This window comes from Amycolatopsis minnesotensis (genome assembly GCF_039529815.1).
In the GTDB taxonomy this organism is placed as follows: domain Bacteria; phylum Actinomycetota; class Actinomycetes; order Mycobacteriales; family Pseudonocardiaceae; genus Amycolatopsis; species Amycolatopsis minnesotensis.
The window spans coordinates 1-15,699 of the sequence record NZ_BAAANN010000049.1 but is presented as its reverse complement, the minus strand read 5'-3'; the positions used below and the strand labels follow the sequence as shown (position 1 = coordinate 15,699).

Here is a 15,699-nt window from a genome sequence, read left to right as displayed (position 1 = left end):
GATACCCGCTGGCTCCCGCCGCCATAGCGGGAAAACGACCGTGCGGGACATCGGAGCGAGCGGCCGCCCGGTAACCGGAATGCTGTTCGAGCCCCGCTTACGGGAGCACGAGTTCCTATTGCGTGCCAGGCAAAGAAGACTCGCCGCCATGGGCGGCGGTGGCTCGCACGCCGGCGAGCACGATCGCGCACACCTGGTGCGCGTCGGCCCGGGTGAACGCGCGGGCGCCACGGGTGACGAAGAGCTGGACGGGTCCGGTGAGCAGCTCGCCGAGGAAGCGGGGGTCGATCGCGGGCAGCTCACCGCGTTCGACCGCGGTCCGCAGGCGGTCGTGCAGGGTTGCCTGCCGCCGGCCGGAGACCTCGTCGACGACGGCCCGCAGCTCGGGGTTCTCCCGGGCCGCGGCCACCACGCTCTGCAGGGACCGGCCTTGCGGGCTCGCCATGGCGGCGGCGAGGGTCTCGAGGAAGTCGACGAGGTCGGCGTCGATGTCGCCGGAGTCGTGCAGGGGAGCGGCGTCGGCGGCGAAGGCGGTGAGCGCGTCGGCGATCAGCGTGGTGCGGTCGGGCCAGTTGCGGTAGACGCTGGTCTTGTTGACCTCGGCGAGCTCGGCGACCTGGTCGTAGCGCAGGCCGCCGATCCCTTCGCGGGCGATCAGGGTGGCGGCTGCCTCGAGAATCCGGTGCCGCACCCTGGCGGTGCGCCCGCCAGGGCGGCGGGCAGGTCCTCGCGTCGGTCCGTCCTCGGCCACGGACGGCAGCCTACAGCGGCTGCGCCGCGCTCAGCCGTGCGTTGCGCGCCGCGATGGCCTCCCAGGTGGCGGGGACCATGAGGTCGGCCCCGCCGCGCGCGAACTCCTGGGCCGCCGCCGCGTGGGGGCGGTGGCGCTGTTCGTAGGCGCTGAAGGCCGCGTCCAGGTCGTCGCCGTGACGGCCGAGCTCCTCGGTGAGCGTCCACGCTCCGAGCAGGGCCAGCGAGACGCCGCGCCCGGCCATCGGGGTCGCGCAGTGCGCCGCGTCCCCGATCAGCACGACCCGTCCCCGGTACCAGCTCGGCATGACGATCTGGGCGAGCGCGTCGAAGTAGAGGTTGGGGTCGTCCTGGACGGCCTCGACCAGCTCGGGGACCTTCCAGTCCTCGATCCCGGCGAAAGCCTCGGCCAGGATGCGCTTCTGCGCGCCGAGGTCGTGGTAGTCGTAGTCGATCGGCCCGGACCGGAACTCGAAGATGCCCAGCGCCTTGTCGCGGTAGCGGGCCACGCCGGCGAAACGCCCCGGCAGGTTGAGGATCTCCGTCACGCGTGCGGTGCCGGGAGTTTCCTGGCCGGGTGCGTCCCCGATCGCGACGTAGACCCCGAGGTGCTCGGTGAACTCCTCCTCCGGGCCGAACACCAGCCGTCGCACCGCCGAGTGCACCCCGTCGGCGCCGACGACGATGTCGTAGGCGGCCTCGCGGCCGGAGGCGAAGGTGACCGCGACCCGGTCCCCGTCGTCGGCCAGCGCGACGATGCGCTCCTCGAAGCGCAGATCGACCCGCTCGGGCAGGGCCTGCCGCAGGATGGTCATGAGGTCCTCACGGGGGAGCTCGATGTCCTCGGGCGTCTCGTTGATCTCCTGCATCGCCAAGGGGGCGACGGCCGCGCCGGACCGGTCGACGAACCTCGTCTGCTCGGTCATCGTGATCCGGTGTTCGCGCACCGCGTCGAGGATGCCCATGCCGCGCGCGGTTTCGATGGCCTCGCCGCGCACGTCGATGGGGGAACCGTTGGCGCGCAGGCGGTTCGTCCGCTCGACGAGCTCGACGTCGTGACCGGCACGCGCCAGGTCGATGCCGGCGCTCAGCCCGGCCGTTCCCGCTCCACTGACCAGAATCCGCATAGTCGCTCCTTCGTTCGCCGGGTTGCCCAGTGACCTCACTATAGCAACATTTCGTTGCTTTAGTGAGTCCTGGGCAACTCCTTCGGCGAGCGGTCGGTCACACCTGCGGCTTGGCGCACCGGGGCCGCCAAAAGGGAAGACCGGCTTCCCGGCCGCTGCTACGTTGACGCGGGTGCCCACCTTCGAGGAGATCACCCGACACCACGACCCCGACCCGGCCGAGAGCCCGTGGGTGAACGGCCCGCCGCCACCGGAAACGATCGCGATCGTCGGCTACGACCCCGAGTGGCCGCGCCGCTACCGGGCCGCGGCGACGGGGATCCGCGCGGCGCTCGGCACGGCGGTGGTGGACATCGAGCACTTCGGCTCGACCGCCGTCGAAGGGCTGGCCGCCAAGGACGTCATCGACATCGACCTGACGGTGGCCGATCCCCGCGACGAGGAGCGGTACGTCCCGCCGCTCACGCGGATCGGTTACGTCCTCACGGTCCGGGAGCCGTCCTGGCACGAACACCGGTGCCTGAGGCTGGCCGAGCCCCGCGTGAACCTGCACGTGTTCGGACCGGAGTGCCCGGAGCTCGTCCGGCACCGCATGTTCCGCGACTGGCTGCGCGCCCATCCCGAGGACCGCGCCCGGTACGAGGACGCCAAACGCGCGGCGGTGCCGGGAGGCGGGCGCGTCATGGACTACAACGCGCGCAAGCAGGAGACCGTCCGCGCGATCTACGACCGGCTCTTCCGCGCGGCGGGAATGCTGTAGTCAGCAGCGAGCAGTGCGCTCGCTGACCAGGCAGTTTGTCGTCGGAGAAGGAAAAGCGCGGTACCGAGGGCGCCGCGCCCGCGGCGCCTTCACTGCTTTCCGGGATTTGCACGTGGTCAGCCAGGTGTGCCGGTAGCCGATGGATTCTTGCGTACGCAGGTTTGAGGCTGGTGCTGGCCCGCCCGCGCGCAACGTGACGACTCGTCAGCCGACCACCCTCGAGTCCGGTCATCCTGGCCGCGAGCGGCGCGGATTCCAGCTTCGGTGCTCGCCTGGCCGGGACGTCGATGCAGCAAGGGAGCTATCCACGGCTGGTACTCGTTCTGAGCCCCCGTAATGGTTGCGCGAACATCTCACCAACTACCGTCTTCGGGGCCACGGGGGCCCGTCCACAGTAGACTTCCCGGGCGGCGGTCCCGAGATCAGCAGAAGGGGCGAGGCGGGGCCCAATCGCAGCCGGTGAGTGAAGCCGGAGTCCCGCGGCGGAACCGGTCGCCGACCGCCCGGTTCCAGTCCGGCGCGCGTGAACGGCCATCGAACCGGGCACGGCTATCCCGCGGGAAGGGCTGGCCGCCAAGCAGCACGATCAGAAGGGCGGGTAATGATGCGGGCCTGGGTCGAGGAGCTGAGCCCGCACGGTGCGGTCGACGTCGCGCAGGCGGCGTGCCCGTGGCCGATCATCGAGCAGACCATCGCACTCGTCGGGGAAGATCCGGTGCGCTGGGCCATCGAGCTGGGCGGCGAGGTCGCGGCACAGATCCTCGCGGACGTGCCGTCCCTCGGTGGCGGCGCCGGGGCCCGCGAACGGCTCCGCCGCGGCACCGAGGCGTCCGCCGTGCAGGTGCTGGCCGCCCTCGTCGGGCCGTCCGGGGAGCGCCCGGCGATCAGCGAGCCCACGGCGGAGGGGATGCGTGAGTACGTCCACCGGGGCATCCCGCTCGAGCAGGTGTTGCGCGGGCTGCGCATCGCGCACGCGCGGACGACCGAGGCGTTCCACCGTGCCTGCGCCGAGCTCCTCGATCCGTCCGCGGTGATCGAAGAACTCACGGCGGTCACGCAAGAACTGTTCGGCCGCATCGACAAGCTCGCCGACGCGATGATCCGGGAATACCTCACGGAACACGCCGCGTGGAGCGTCAGCACGGCTGCCGCGCGCGCCGGTGTCGTTCGCGCGCTGCTTTCCGGCAGTCCGCCCGCGGACACCGAGCAGGCCTCACGCACCCTCGGGTACGACCTCGACCGTACGCACGTGGCTGTCGTCCTGTGGTCGGACTCGCCCACCGCGAACCCCGCGCTGCAGACGGCCGCGACCGAAATGCTGCGCTCACACGGCGCGACCGCGACGCTGGTGGTGCCGATGGCGTCCGGCCAGGTGTGGGCCTGGGGTGCCCTACGCGCGCCGATGTCCGGTCTGGCGGACGTCCGTGCGCTGGCACCCGGCCTCGGGCCAGGGCACGGACTGCACGTGGGCATCGGCCTTCCCGCCGGCGGTGTCGACGGTTTCCACCGCTCGCACACCGAAGCCTGCCGGACGGAACGGTTCGAACACCTGCGCCGCGAGGCCGGGCAACGGCCGCGCGAGTCGACGGCTTACGCTGACGTCGCCGTCGCGGCGCTGCTGACCGCCGACCTGACCGCGGCCGGCGAACTCGTGCGTCGCGAACTCGGTGCGCTGGCCGAACGCACCGAGACGATGGCGACCCTGCGAACGACCTTGCGGCACTACCTCGACGCCGAGCGCAGCTTGGTGACGGTGGCCCGGCGCCTGCACATCGCGCGCGGCACCGTCACCTATCGCGTACGGCGGGCTCAAGAGGTACTCGAACGCGCAGTGGACGAACGACCTTTCGCCCTGCGGACCGCCCTGGAGCTCGCCGAAGAACTGGGCGACGCGGTCCTGCGCTGAGCCGGGCAAGGCAGCCGCGCGCAATGTCGTGGCGCGGTCTTGCGCTCGCAGACCAAGAGACACCCGCCGTCGCCACGGTCTCATAGGTGCTGCCGGAGCACTTCCGGCGCCCCGCGACCGGAAGGCCCAGCGATGATCGACCGAAACAACTTCACCGACCTGGTGAGCGCACTGTGCTCGCCGGTCACCGTGGTGACCACGATGACCAGTGAGGGTCCCTACGGCAGCACTGTTTCCAGCTTCACCTCGCTCTCGAACGACCCGCCGCTGATGAGTTTCGCCCTCGCCCGCGACTCCGGGCTGCTGAAGTACCTGCGGCCCGGCGCGCGGGCCGGGGTGAACATCCTCGGTGCCGACCAGCAGGACATCGCGTCCGCGTTGGCGCACCGCAACCGCGGGCCGTGCGTGAAGTTCGCCGGGATCGACTGGCGGCTTCGCGGCGGGCTGCCGCATCTGCCCGAGTCCGCGGGCTGGACCGCCGGTTACGTGGAGCGCCACATCGACGGCGGCGACCACGTACTGCTCGTCCTGCGTGTCGAAGAAGCCGCGTCGACCACCACCGCTCCCCTGATCTACGCGCGCCGGGTCTTCGGCACGCATTCCGCCCACGCCCTCGCCGGCTGACCTCGCGCGACCCGAAAGGCAGAAAACCATGAGCATCGCCCTGGACGCACCGCACGTCACCGACGAAGCCCGCGAGCTGCGCGCCGAACTCGTCGAGCGGGCCGCCAAGCTGCGGCCGCTGATCGCCAGCAACGCCGACCGGGCCGACCGCGAGCGCACCGTGCCCGCGGAGAACGTCGCCGCGCTGGCCGAGAGCGGCCTGCTCTCCCTGCTGCGGCCCGCTCGCTACGGCGGCCTGCAGACCGACCTCCGCACGCTGCTGGAGGTCAGCCGCGAGATCGGCCGGGCCTGCGGCTCGACCTCCTGGGTCACCACGCTGTTCAACGTCAACTCCTGGTTCGTCGGGCTCTTTCCCGCCCGGGCGCAGGACGACGTCTGGGCCGACACTCCGCAGTCCCGCGTCGCCGGCGTCATCTCCCCTTCCGGGACCGCGGCGGCGGCCAACGGTGGATACCTCGTCAGCGGCCGGTGGGCGCCTGCCTCCGGCAGCGCCCACGCCGACTGGGCGATGCTCGGCGTGAAGCGGCCGGACGCGGAAGGCACCACCGACGCCACCGGGCTGGTGCTCGTGCCGATGTCGGAGCTGACCGTCGAGGACACCTGGTTCGTCAGCGGGATGCGGGGAACCGCCTCGAACACGCTGATCGGCAAGGACATCTTCGTTCCCGCCCACCGCTTCCACTCCACGCCGGACGCGGTCGAAGGTCACTACGCCACCCCGTACACCGAGGAAGCGCTCTACCGGTCGGCGTTCGTGCCGGTCGCCACGCTCGTGCTGGCAGGGCCCCAGCTTGGACTTGCCGAGGCCGCCGTCGACATCCTGCGGGAGAAGGCACCACAGCGGTCGCTGTCCCAGACGTTCTACGACATCCAGGCCGAAGCCCCGTTCGTTCAGCAGGCCGCCGCAGCGGCCGCGTCCCTGGTCGACTCCGCCCAGCTGCACGCCTACCGCGCGGCGGCGGACATCGACGAGGCCGCGCACCACGCGATCCTGCCGGACTACGACGCCAGGGCCCGGATCCGGATGGACGCCGCGGTCGCCGCCGCCCACGCGCGCGAGGCGATCAGCCTGGTGTGCTCCGCGCAGGGCGCCTCGAGCTTCGGCGAATCGAACCCGCTTCAACGGATCTGGCGCGACAGCGAGACCGGGAGCCGGCACGGGGGGCTGCGCTCCGATGTCGCCTCGGACGCCTACGGCAAGTCCCTCTTCGGCATCCGCGGCACCGTGACCGCATTCGTCTGAGCGCTCTGCTCCGACCCAGGGACGGATTCGCCCGGTGCGCCGCCGAGGGCACGCTCAGCGGCGCGCCGGGCGTAGGGAGAAACATGACCATCGAGACACGAGGGCGGAAGCCCCGTCACCGTAAGGCACTACCCCTCGCCGGAACGCCCGGCTTGACGATTCACCGGTGTGAGTGTTCAATCAATAACATGAGCAAGACGTTGTCGAAGTCCGAGCAGCGGCGGTCGAGCGTCATCGCCGCGGCGGTCGAGGTGTTCGCGAAGTCCGGTTACCGGGCCACACCGGTGGCCGAGGTGGCGGCGGCCGCCGAAATCTCCCCCGCCTACGTGTTCCGGCTGTTCCCGACGAAACAGGACCTGTTCGTCGCCGCGACGAGCGCGTGCTTCGACCGGATCATCGACACGCTGCGGGCCGCCGTCGACCAGTTGCCCGCCGCCAGTCCCGGCCGCGTGCTCGCCGCGATGGCCGAGGCTTACGCCGCGCTGATCACGGACCGCAAGCTGATCATGCTCCAGGTCCACGCGCTGGCCGCCAGCGACGAGCCGGCGATCCGGGACGCCCTGTGCGGCGGCCAGGCCCGCCTGGTCGACTACGTGGCCGGCCGCTCCCGGGCCGCGCAACCCGATGTCCAGGCGTTCTTCGCTCGCGGACAGCTGTGCCACCTGGTGGCCACCCTCGGGATCGAGGACTCGGCCGCCGGCTGGGCGCTGCAGCTCACCGAAGGGCTCGTGCACTACACGGACGCGACCGGATAGGCGCGGCCAACCCGGTCCGGCCCGTGCGCGGGCCCTTTTTTCGGGAGATAAAGTGACTGATCAATCACACACTACTGCCGGGTCGCTCACCACGACCCATCGGCGTACCGGCCGTCAGGGGCTCGCGCTCGCCGCGCTGGCCGCGGCGCAGTTCATGGTCGTGCTGGATTCGTCGATCGTGAACGTCGCGCTGCCGTCCATCGGCGCCGGTCTCGGCCTCGGTCCGGCCGAGCTGTCCTGGGTGGTGGACGGCTACCTCGTCGCGTTCGGCGGCTTGCTGCTGCTGGGCGGCCGGCTCGCCGACGTGTTCCGTCGCCGCGGGGTGTTCGTCGCGGGCCTCGCCGTGTTCGTGGCGGCATCGGCCGCATGCGCGCTCGCTCCGAACGGGCCGGTCCTGATCGGCGCGCGGCTGGCGCAGGGAGCCGGCGGGGCGGTCATGGCGCCGGCGGCCCTGTCCCTTGTGATGGCCCTGTTTCCCGACGGCGCGGGGCGCGCCAGGGCGATGGGCATCTGGGGCGGGGTGTCCGGCGCGGGCGGTATCGCGGGTGTCCTGCTCGGTGGCGTGCTGAGCCAGACCCTGGGCTGGCCGTGGATCTTCCTGATCAACGCACCGATGGGACTGCTGGTCGCCGCGGTGGTGCTGTGGACGGTGCGGCCGTTCCCGGCCGCGGGCGGCACGTTCGACATCGGCGGCGCGGCCACCGTCACGCTCGCCATGGCGAGCATCGCCTACGGCCTGGTCAGCGGTGCGCAGGCGGGTTGGACGGCCGGTGTCACCCTCGGCGCGCTCGCCCTCGGCGTGATCGCGTTGGCCGCTTTCCTCTTCGTCGAGCGGCGCGTCGCCCGGCCGCTGGTGCCGCTGCAGGTGTTCACCCGCGCTCCGCTGGTCACGGCCAACACGATCATGGCACTGCTCGGCGCCGTCAGCGTCGGCATGTTCTACTTCCTGCCCCAGTACCAGCAGATCGTGCTGGGAATGAGCCCGGTAGCGACCAGCGTCGCCCAGGTGCCGATCGCGGTGGCGATCACCGCCGGCGGGCTGCTGGCGCCGAGGATCGCCGCGGTCGTTGGCGCGCGCACCGCGCTCGCCGCCAGCCTCGTGTCCCTGACTGCCGGGCTCGCGTGGCTGGCCATGGAGCCCGGCCCGGCCTACGCCGCGTTGGTGGGGCCGTTCCTGTTGATCGGCGCGGGAATCGGGATCAGCCTGGTGTACGTCACCACCCTCGCGGTAGCCGATTCCGCTCCGGGCGAAGCCGGGCTCGTCAGCGGCCTGGTCAACACCACGCGCCAGATGGGCGGTGCGCTCGGCCTGGCGACGCTGGTCGCCGTCGCCGCCGGTCCCGTTCCGCACTTCGCCACCGCCTTCGCCACCGCGGCCGGACTCGCGGGCCTGGCGTTGCTGCTGTCGTGGGCACCAGCCCTTCGCAAGCACTGAAACCGCTGCAGGAAAAGGAGATCACCATGACGACCAAGCCCTACCTGACCGGGCACTACACCCCTGTCCCGGACGAGACAACCGCGGTCGACCTGCCGGTCACCGGCGCACTGCCGCCGGAGCTGAACGGCGAATACCTCCGCAACGGCCACAACCCGAAGCCCGGCATCACCCCCAGCCACTGGTTCAAGGGGTCCGGCATGCTGCACGGCGTCCGCCTGGAGAACGGGCGCGCCCAGTGGTACCGCAACCGCTGGGTCAAAACCCCGGCTCTCGACGGTGCACCGCTCGTGCGCGAAGACGGCAGCATCGATCTCACCGCCAGTGTCGCGGGTACCCACATCGTCGAGCACGGCGGCCGGCTCCTCGCGCTCCAAGAGTCCAACCTGCCCTTCGAGGTCACGCCCGAACTCGACACGGTCGGCCCGTTCGACTTCCACGGCAAGCTCACCTCGGCGATGACCGCGCACCCGAAGCAGGACCCGGCGACGGGCGAGTTGCACTTCTTCAGCTATTCGCCGTTCCCGCCGCACCTGACCTACTACGTCGCCTCGCCCGAGGGCCACATCATCCGCAGCCAGGTCGTCAACGGCAGCGGCCCGAGCCTGATGCACGACTTCGCCATCACCGCGACCAAAGCCGTGTTCCTCGACCTGCCAGTCGTTTTCGACCCCGAGGAGACCTCGGGCATCCCCTACCGCTGGCATGACGACTACCCGGCCCGCATCGGCGTCCTCGACCGCATCGGCACGCCGCACGTGACCTGGATCCCGGTCAGCCAGCGCGCCCTGCTGCACGTCACCAACGCCTACGACACGCCGGACGGCAAGATCGTCCTCGAAGGACCCGCCTACGACCAGGCGTCCTGGGCGACCTCGTGGAAGTGGTGGACCGGCGCGCCCGGTTACCCGACCGCCCCGGTCAGCGGGGCGATCGCGACCCGGTGGCTGCTGGACCCGGCGACCGCGACCGCGACCGAACAGGAACTCGACGACCTGGTGACGGATTTCCCCACCATCAACGAGGATCGCACCGGCCTGCCGTCGGACATCAGCTACTCGGTCGCCTTCCCCGGAGCGGGCCTCGACGAGTTCGCCATCGTCAAACTGAACACGACGACCGGGCAGCGGCACCTGCACCGGCCGGGACCCGACCGGCATGCCGGGGAAGCCGTCTTCGTCCCCGCCGCGGGCGCCACCGGCGAGGACGACGGCTACCTGCTGACGATCGTCAGCGACCTGCGCGCCAACGCATCCCAGCTCCTCGTCCTCGACGCACACGACCTGAGCACCACCGCCACGGTCGAGCTGCCCCGGCGCGTGCCCAGCGGAATCCACGGCTCATGGATCCCGGACACGCACCTCACGTCGTGATCACCACACCGGCACACCCAGGACCGGCACCGGTGGCCGAGGCGCGGATCTCGCGCCGGCCGCCGGTGCCCGGACTCGGCCGGGTCGTTTCAGGGCTTTTACCCGGTGTTAGGCATTTCAAGCTCAAGTTTTCGATTGCCGACGGTCAGTCCGGGCTCCGTTCTGTCCCCGTTCTTCCTGCTGTGCTCACAAGACCGGCAAATGCCGCCTGAGGTGTGGGAGAGCGACCGGGAAGCAGCAGTGCTGGGGATCCGGTGATCCCGCGCTTCGCCGTTTGGGTGCGGGACCCGCACAGCTGTGCCGGCCTGGTTCGTAGAGCCCGGTTGAGCGATGTGGGTCATGCGTTTCGGGCGGCGCGGTCCTGTGGCCGTCGCGGGCGGGCTCTCAGCGGTCGTCCACGCGACCACCGCGTTGGTGGCCGAGGTCAGGCACCACGCCTGCTCGGTCTCCTGCTCCAGGTGCTGGGCTCGGACGGCACCCTCGTGGCGTAGAGCAGGTCGCGCTTGAGTGCGTGCAGCGACTCGCCCTTGTTCAGCGGGTGGGAGATCTTGCGCCGGTGGGCGGGGTAGCGGGCGGCGTAGATGGTGCGCCGCAGCGCTTCGTGCTCCTTGAGCGCCCCGGCGAGCGCGTTCTGCCGTCCGGACGCGGACAGCTTGCCGAGCAGCGGCGAGGCGGTGGCGTGCCCGAACTTCGGCGACCCGGCCAGCCGGAGCAGGATCGGTGTTGAGCTTGCGGGTCAGCACCGGATCCGCGGGGACAGCTGCAACCCGAGCAGGTCGTAGGAGATCCCGCAGGCGTCGGCCACCCTGGTGAGCGCGCCGGGCTTCCCACCGCGGTCCGCGTACGAGAAGACGATCTGCTCGACGCCGTCACCCGCTTCTTCGCCGACCGCATCTTCGGCCAAGACCGCAAAGCCATCGCGGTCGGACAGTCCTATCTGCCGTCTCCTGCATGTCCGGGGGTCGTGCCGTCGACGCCATGTGTGACAGGAGAGCCGAATATCACCTGAGCGCCCCGCTGCGCGCTACCGTGAATGTGTCCTTAGTCACGAATTCGCCGGCAGGAAACCCGGCGCCCTGTCTCCCTCGACTACCCCGACGAAACCGCGGGCCGGGTCCTCGGCGCAAGCAGTTCGCGGTGCCATATCAGTGGTGGGTTCGAGACGAGGAGGATGGGAATGGTCCTGCGGGAGATGGTGGCGATAGCCGGCGCGGCCGTAGCGGCTCTTGGGCTCACCGTGCCGACCGCGGCGCAGGCGGCGCCAACCTGGAGGCCGTGCACGCAGCTCGCACCGTCGTGGCCGAAGCAGGCCGGTACGAGCACCGAATGCACGACGGTGACCGTGCCGGTCGACTACGCCCGGCCGGACGGCCGGGCGCTGCAGCTCGCGGTGGACCGGATCCCGGCGTCCGATCCGGCGCACCGGCGCGGCGTGCTGATGCTGAACCCGGGCGGACCGGGCGGCACCGGGATGTCGATGCCCGAACTCGTCCGCACCAGCAAGCTCGGCGAGCTGGGCAAGTACTACGACCTGGTGAGCTTCGACCCGCGTGGCACCGGGTTCAGCGGGCAGGTCGATTGCCAGGGCCTCGGCGGTGCACCGCGGCCGCGGCCCGGACAGTCCGAAAAGGACTATCTGGTCACCTGGATCACCTGGCATTCGGACATCTACGGCGGCTGCGCGGCGAAGGACCCGGAGTTCGCCGCCCACCTCGGCGTCGAGACCATTGCGCGTGACATGGACCGGGTCCGGGAAGCCCTCGGCGAGCGGAAGATCGACTACTTCGGCATTTCCTGGGGCACCGGCCTCGGCGCGGCCTACCGAAGCCTGTTCGACGACCACGTCGGGCGGATGGCGATCGATTCGGTGCTGCCCCCGGACCTGGATCTCGACCACTTCGAGGCGGACGAGACGAAAGCCCAGCACGACAACATGCTCCGGTTCGCCGGCTGGATGGCCGAACGCGACGCCGTGCTCCACCTCGGCGCGACCGGCGACCAGGTGTACGCGACCGAACTCGCGCTCAGTGCCGAGCTCAAGGCTCATCCGCGCAAAGTCGTGGTGAACGGCGAGACGGTCGAGCTGAACGACACCTGGGTACAGAACATGGCCTCGTCCCGTTCGCCGGACTGGGGCTACGGCGCCTCGGCGCTGGCCGCTGTGCAGGCTGGGAAGAACCCGCCTGCACGGCAGCCCAAGGCGGCACCCGCGGCCGGGTTCGGCTGGGACGAGAAGCGCCCCTACACGCTCAACCGGTTCGTGCAGCACGGGATCAACTGCGCCGATACCACCGGAACCCGCGATCTGGATCAGGTGTGGCAGGAGTTCAGCGCACTGCGCGAGCAGTACCCGATGTCCACCGCGGATGTGCCGATCTACGCCGGCAGCTGCGTGCGGTGGCCGTACGCCGGGAAGAACTTCGACTACCGCCCCGGCCGCAGCGATCTGCAGATCATCGGGCACCGGTACGAATCCGTGACCCCCTACGCCGGGGCGTGGGAAATGCGTCAGCGCATCGGCGGTTCGGTGCTGACCGTGCAGGACGACATCCACGGCTCGCTGGCGAACCTGCCCTGCGCGAGCAAGGTGGTCCGGTTCTTCGAGACCGGGGTGCCCGCCATCGGCAGCTGCGACGGGGCACCGATCCCGGAACCGGTGCCGGCGCCCTGAACCACGCCGTCCCGGTGCCGGGCACCGGCACGTCGCGCCCGGAGCGTCAGTTTCCAGAAGGCGACGTTCATCGGGTGAGCTTCTACCGCACAAGGTGTCTTTCCCACACACGCGGGGGTGGCCCCACATCAGCCTCATCGTCGACATCGAGCCCCGCATCTTCCCCGCATCGTGCTCACCGCCGACACCTACACCAGCGTCTTGCCCAGCCTGGCCCGGCAGTCCGCTGCGGCCACCGCACGCCTGGTACTCGACGCCGCCCGCACCACCGGGACGCGCCTCCGTGCACGGCGACTGCGTAAGGCGACGATGCGTCGACCAGTGACCGTCGGCAGGCGACACCTTCAGCACAGCTGGCACGGTCCGCACATCCGTCGACGCTACTTCTGCTCCCGACACTGAAAGGGCTCAAGAATCAGGGGTAAACCCTGCCCGAAAGGCTCTGCTGGGTGCTGAAACTCGGTGTTCGCGAGCTCGGGCCCTCGATGAGCCCACACGGAGCCCAGCCATGATCATCCAGCCACTCACGGTCCGCAAGGCGGGACATCTTCGATGGTCAACACGCGTGCCGATGTTGTGGGCCGCCAGGGGCTCGAACCCTGGACCCAAGGACTAAAAGCTCACGTGTGCGATCGCGATGATCATTGAAATGATCTTTACTTAAAGGGCTTCTACCTGCTGTTTTGTCGACTTCAAGATCATGTTTGCGATTGCTAGCGGTCAGTCTGGGCTCCGTTATGTCTCCGTTCTTCCTGCTGTGCTCACAAGACCGGAAAGTGCCGTCCGGGTGAGGGACCTGCATGGCTGCGGAGAACGAGCGAATTCCCACGACACCTGCGGGCGCCCCATCGGGACGAGTTTGCGGCCCCTCCTGTCACCCTCCGCCGTCGCTGTCTTGGACAACCCGAACTCGTCAGTGCGGCTGCGATCCTCATCGCCCGGAAGGCCGATGCCCCACCTCGTCGTTGCGATACTCGTCGGCCCCGAGGGCCGATGTCACGCAGCTCGTCGGCGAACATCGAAGCGGCGAGGGTGTAGTCGCGACCCTCATCGGTCCTGGACAGCCGATGCGACGTCCGTACCACCCGCCCCCATCGCCACTTCGATGTCGGCACGCCGCAACGCGGGCGCATCGTTGACGCCGTCACCGGCCGTCGCGATGGCCTCGCCGCAGTCGCGCAGCGTGTCGGCGATCCGCAGCTTGTTGTTTAAGGATGCGGGTGGTGGTGTGGGCCCTGGGTGATCATGGGTGCAGCCCTTGGTCGATGATTCCTCTTGCGACAGATGGAAGATTGAGCCAAGGGCTGCGTGATTAGTGTGCATGATGGTGACTGGGTGCGGGCGTTGGGGGATCTGGACCGGTTCCGGCTGGAGTTCTACGACTGCTTGGGCAGGCGTGCGGATGGTTGTTCGAGCTGGCTGATGCGGTGTTGTGCACTGATGGGCCGGTTCGGTCGCTGGTGGGGTTGCCGCTGCCCCGTGCCGCCGGTGGCCGGCTGGTACTCGCGGTCGATGTCTCGCCCTGGTCGCGGCCCGACGGTGCTACCTGCCCGGACCGCTCGTTCTGTCACACCTACGGGCGGGGCAGGGACGAGCACCGCATGATCCCCGGCTGGCCCTATTCCGTTGTCGCGGCCCTGGAGACCGGCCGTACGTCGTGGACGGCTGCGCTCGACGCGGTCCGGTTGCTGCCCGGTGCCGATGTGGCCGCGGTGACCTCAGGCGCCGGCTCGCGCGCTTGGTGTCGGCGCCCGGGCCGAGCGCCGACACTACCCCGGCATTGGCCAGGATGAGCAGGGTGACATCAGTCCAATGGGCGTCTCCCCGGAGCAGCCCGGCGGCCTGTGACCTGGCCACAGTGATCTGCATTGCCCGCTCCATTCGCTTCCTCGCTCGTTCGAACGTTCCGGCGCCGCGAGTCACCTGGATCAGTGCCAAGGTGAAAGCGCGATCCTCGACCTGGAGCAGGCACAGTTTGCTCACCAGCGTGACGAACGAGCGGTGCGGGTGGTCGTCGGCCACCGCCTCGTCCGCGATGCGCGTGCAGGCGACGAGTTGCGCATCGAACACCGCGGCGACAAGCGCCTGCCTGGTCGGGAATCGAGGATAAAGGGCCGCGGTACCGACTCCTGCCTGGCGGACGATCTTGGTCAGGGGTGTCGACAGACCCTCTGCGGTGAAGACCTCCCGTGCGGCAGCGATGATGGTCGCACGGTTGCGCGCGGCGTCCGCTCGCAGCGGATTTACCAGCTGTTCGGGTAACCGAGAGTTCGGCTCATGCTCTTCTCCCACTTTACCTGTAAGTGGTCGACGTCGCCCACTTGGAGCGTTAGCGTCGGGCATCAACGCTTGACGACTGCGAAATCCACGCGCCACCCCGGCAAGGAGGAATCCGATGACCGACACGAAACGCGATCAAGAACCGAATTTGCCCCCGCGCGACAAGGCTCAGGTACTCGCGACCGAAAACTATGTCGATCGCGAGACCGAAGATAGCTACCAGCCGATCCCTGGTTTCGAGGGGCTGGAACAGCGAGCGTTCTCGATCTGGCGCGGTACCGAGGGTCGATACGGCATGTACAGCATGCGGGTGACCGAGAGCTTCACCGGAAGCGGCGAGGTGCCCTGGCACACCCACTCCTCGGACCAGATGGAGTACATCGTCGAGGGTTGGATCATCGCCGAATACGAGGGTCTTGGGGTGATCAGACTGGAGAAAGGCGATGTGATCTTCGAAGACAAGCGCAACCGGCATCGGCAGCTGGAGGTCTCTCGAGACTTCAAAAGCATCCAGGTCCTCATTCCTGCCGAAATGAGCACGACTTTCCTCAACTGGGACGCGTCGCAGGGTTGCTATCAGTCCGCCACAATCGAGCACACCGAACTCACTCCCTGACACCGTGGCCCGCTCGACCGCGAGCGCCAGGCGGCCCTTTCCGGTGTATTCGGGTGCCACCCCTAGTGTCGCGCGTCGTTAATTGGTTTACGGCTGTGGGTTTGCGATGATGGGGCATGCCTTCGTCGGGTTTGATGGTCAGTGGTGAGGACCGGGCGA

At 69.5% G+C, this 15,699-nt stretch carries 15 protein-coding genes and 1 pseudogene; 10 read left to right on the top strand and 6 right to left on the bottom strand.

What is annotated here, in order from left to right:
* Nucleotides 1-115 precede the first annotated feature (115 nt).
* Nucleotides 116-751, bottom strand: coding sequence for a TetR/AcrR family transcriptional regulator (locus ABD256_RS38975; protein ID WP_344430497.1), 636 nt, complete (start codon nt 749-751; stop codon nt 116-118).
* Nucleotides 752-761: 10 nt separating this feature from the next.
* Entirely contained in the window at nt 762-1,877 is a 1,116-nt protein-coding gene (locus ABD256_RS38970; RefSeq protein WP_344430495.1) for an FAD-dependent monooxygenase, read from the bottom strand.
* A gap of 172 nt (nt 1,878-2,049) precedes the next feature.
* On the opposite strand from ABD256_RS38970, the gene ABD256_RS38965 reads away from it, so the two are divergent.
* The 7 genes from ABD256_RS38965 to ABD256_RS38935 all read left to right on the top strand — a co-directional run bounded on the left by ABD256_RS38965 (nt 2,050) and on the right by ABD256_RS38935 (nt 9,973).
* Complete coding sequence (locus ABD256_RS38965; RefSeq protein WP_344430493.1) at nt 2,050-2,637, top strand: GrpB family protein; 588 nt, start codon at nt 2,050-2,052, stop codon at nt 2,635-2,637.
* Nucleotides 2,638-3,238: 601 nt separating this feature from the next.
* Nucleotides 3,239-4,543: a PucR family transcriptional regulator gene (locus ABD256_RS38960; protein ID WP_344430489.1), complete on the top strand. Its 1,305-nt coding sequence runs from the start codon at nt 3,239-3,241 to the stop codon at nt 4,541-4,543.
* Nucleotides 4,544-4,675: 132 nt separating this feature from the next.
* The gene (locus ABD256_RS38955) at nt 4,676-5,167 is read left to right on the top strand and encodes a flavin reductase family protein (RefSeq protein ID WP_344430487.1); all 492 of its coding nucleotides are present in this window, start codon (nt 4,676-4,678) and stop codon (nt 5,165-5,167) included.
* Nucleotides 5,168-5,195: 28 nt separating this feature from the next.
* The gene (locus ABD256_RS38950; protein ID WP_344430486.1) at nt 5,196-6,410 is read left to right on the top strand and encodes an acyl-CoA dehydrogenase family protein; all 1,215 of its coding nucleotides are present in this window, start codon (nt 5,196-5,198) and stop codon (nt 6,408-6,410) included.
* 188 nt (nt 6,411-6,598) lie between these two features.
* Nucleotides 6,599-7,165 carry a TetR/AcrR family transcriptional regulator gene (locus tag ABD256_RS38945; protein WP_344430484.1) on the top strand — a complete coding sequence of 189 codons (567 nt, stop codon included), beginning with the start codon at nt 6,599-6,601 and terminating at the stop codon, nt 7,163-7,165.
* Nucleotides 7,166-7,217: 52 nt separating this feature from the next.
* The gene (locus ABD256_RS38940) at nt 7,218-8,600 is read left to right on the top strand and encodes an MFS transporter (RefSeq protein WP_344430482.1); all 1,383 of its coding nucleotides are present in this window, start codon (nt 7,218-7,220) and stop codon (nt 8,598-8,600) included.
* 26 nt (nt 8,601-8,626) lie between these two features.
* Nucleotides 8,627-9,973 (top strand): carotenoid oxygenase family protein, encoded by a 1,347-nt coding sequence (locus tag ABD256_RS38935; RefSeq protein ID WP_344430480.1) that lies wholly within the window; start codon nt 8,627-8,629, stop codon nt 9,971-9,973.
* Between the two features lie 424 nt (nt 9,974-10,397).
* On the opposite strand, the gene ABD256_RS38930 is transcribed toward ABD256_RS38935, so the two are convergent.
* Together ABD256_RS38930 and ABD256_RS38925 are read right to left on the bottom strand one after the other, a co-directional pair.
* Nucleotides 10,398-10,637 (bottom strand): Tn3 family transposase, encoded by a 240-nt coding sequence (locus ABD256_RS38930; RefSeq protein WP_344430563.1) that lies wholly within the window; start codon nt 10,635-10,637, stop codon nt 10,398-10,400.
* A 72-nt stretch (nt 10,638-10,709) separates the two neighbouring features.
* Nucleotides 10,710-10,877 carry a hypothetical protein gene (locus ABD256_RS38925; RefSeq protein ID WP_344430478.1) on the bottom strand — a complete coding sequence of 56 codons (168 nt, stop codon included), beginning with the start codon at nt 10,875-10,877 and terminating at the stop codon, nt 10,710-10,712.
* Nucleotides 10,878-11,150: 273 nt separating this feature from the next.
* On the opposite strand from ABD256_RS38925, the gene ABD256_RS38920 reads away from it, so the two are divergent.
* Nucleotides 11,151-12,644, top strand: coding sequence for an alpha/beta fold hydrolase (locus tag ABD256_RS38920; protein ID WP_344430476.1), 1,494 nt, complete (start codon nt 11,151-11,153; stop codon nt 12,642-12,644).
* Nucleotides 12,645-13,691: 1,047 nt separating this feature from the next.
* Here the strand turns inward: ABD256_RS38920 and ABD256_RS38915 are convergent.
* On the bottom strand, nt 13,692-13,967 hold the full coding sequence (locus ABD256_RS38915) for a hypothetical protein (RefSeq protein WP_344430565.1): 276 nt from the start codon (nt 13,965-13,967) through the stop codon (nt 13,692-13,694).
* Between the two features lie 104 nt (nt 13,968-14,071).
* Here ABD256_RS38915 and ABD256_RS44580 point away from each other — a divergent pair.
* Nucleotides 14,072-14,296: pseudogene (locus ABD256_RS44580) on the top strand (transposase); the annotation flags it as partial.
* Here ABD256_RS44580 and ABD256_RS44575 read toward each other — a convergent pair.
* Nucleotides 14,187-14,987, bottom strand: a complete 801-nt coding sequence (locus tag ABD256_RS44575) for a TetR/AcrR family transcriptional regulator (RefSeq protein WP_425546597.1) — start codon at nt 14,985-14,987, stop codon at nt 14,187-14,189. The pseudogene ABD256_RS44580 and the gene ABD256_RS44575 overlap by 110 nt on opposite strands.
* 52 nt (nt 14,988-15,039) lie before the next feature.
* Here ABD256_RS44575 and ABD256_RS38900 point away from each other — a divergent pair, with 52 nt between their 5' ends.
* Nucleotides 15,040-15,540 carry a cupin domain-containing protein gene (locus ABD256_RS38900; protein ID WP_344430472.1) on the top strand — a complete coding sequence of 167 codons (501 nt, stop codon included), beginning with the start codon at nt 15,040-15,042 and terminating at the stop codon, nt 15,538-15,540.
* Nucleotides 15,541-15,699: the final 159 nt, after the last annotated feature.

Coding starts and splice junctions, on each gene's coding strand:
- ABD256_RS38945 (WP_344430484.1), top strand. CDS start 6,599: ATGAGCAAGACGTTGTCGAAGTCCGAGCAGCGGCGGTCGAGCGTCATC.
- ABD256_RS38970 (WP_344430495.1), bottom strand. CDS start 1,877: ATGCGGATTCTGGTCAGTGGAGCGGGAACGGCCGGGCTGAGCGCCGGC.
- ABD256_RS38920 (WP_344430476.1), top strand. CDS start 11,151: ATGGTCCTGCGGGAGATGGTGGCGATAGCCGGCGCGGCCGTAGCGGCT.
- ABD256_RS44575 (WP_425546597.1), bottom strand. CDS start 14,987: ATGCCCGACGCTAACGCTCCAAGTGGGCGACGTCGACCACTTACAGGT.
- ABD256_RS38900 (WP_344430472.1), top strand. CDS start 15,040: ATGACCGACACGAAACGCGATCAAGAACCGAATTTGCCCCCGCGCGAC.
- ABD256_RS38960 (WP_344430489.1), top strand. CDS start 3,239: ATGATGCGGGCCTGGGTCGAGGAGCTGAGCCCGCACGGTGCGGTCGAC.
- ABD256_RS38955 (WP_344430487.1), top strand. CDS start 4,676: ATGATCGACCGAAACAACTTCACCGACCTGGTGAGCGCACTGTGCTCG.
- ABD256_RS38950 (WP_344430486.1), top strand. CDS start 5,196: ATGAGCATCGCCCTGGACGCACCGCACGTCACCGACGAAGCCCGCGAG.
- ABD256_RS38915 (WP_344430565.1), bottom strand. CDS start 13,967: ATGCACACTAATCACGCAGCCCTTGGCTCAATCTTCCATCTGTCGCAA.
- ABD256_RS38935 (WP_344430480.1), top strand. CDS start 8,627: ATGACGACCAAGCCCTACCTGACCGGGCACTACACCCCTGTCCCGGAC.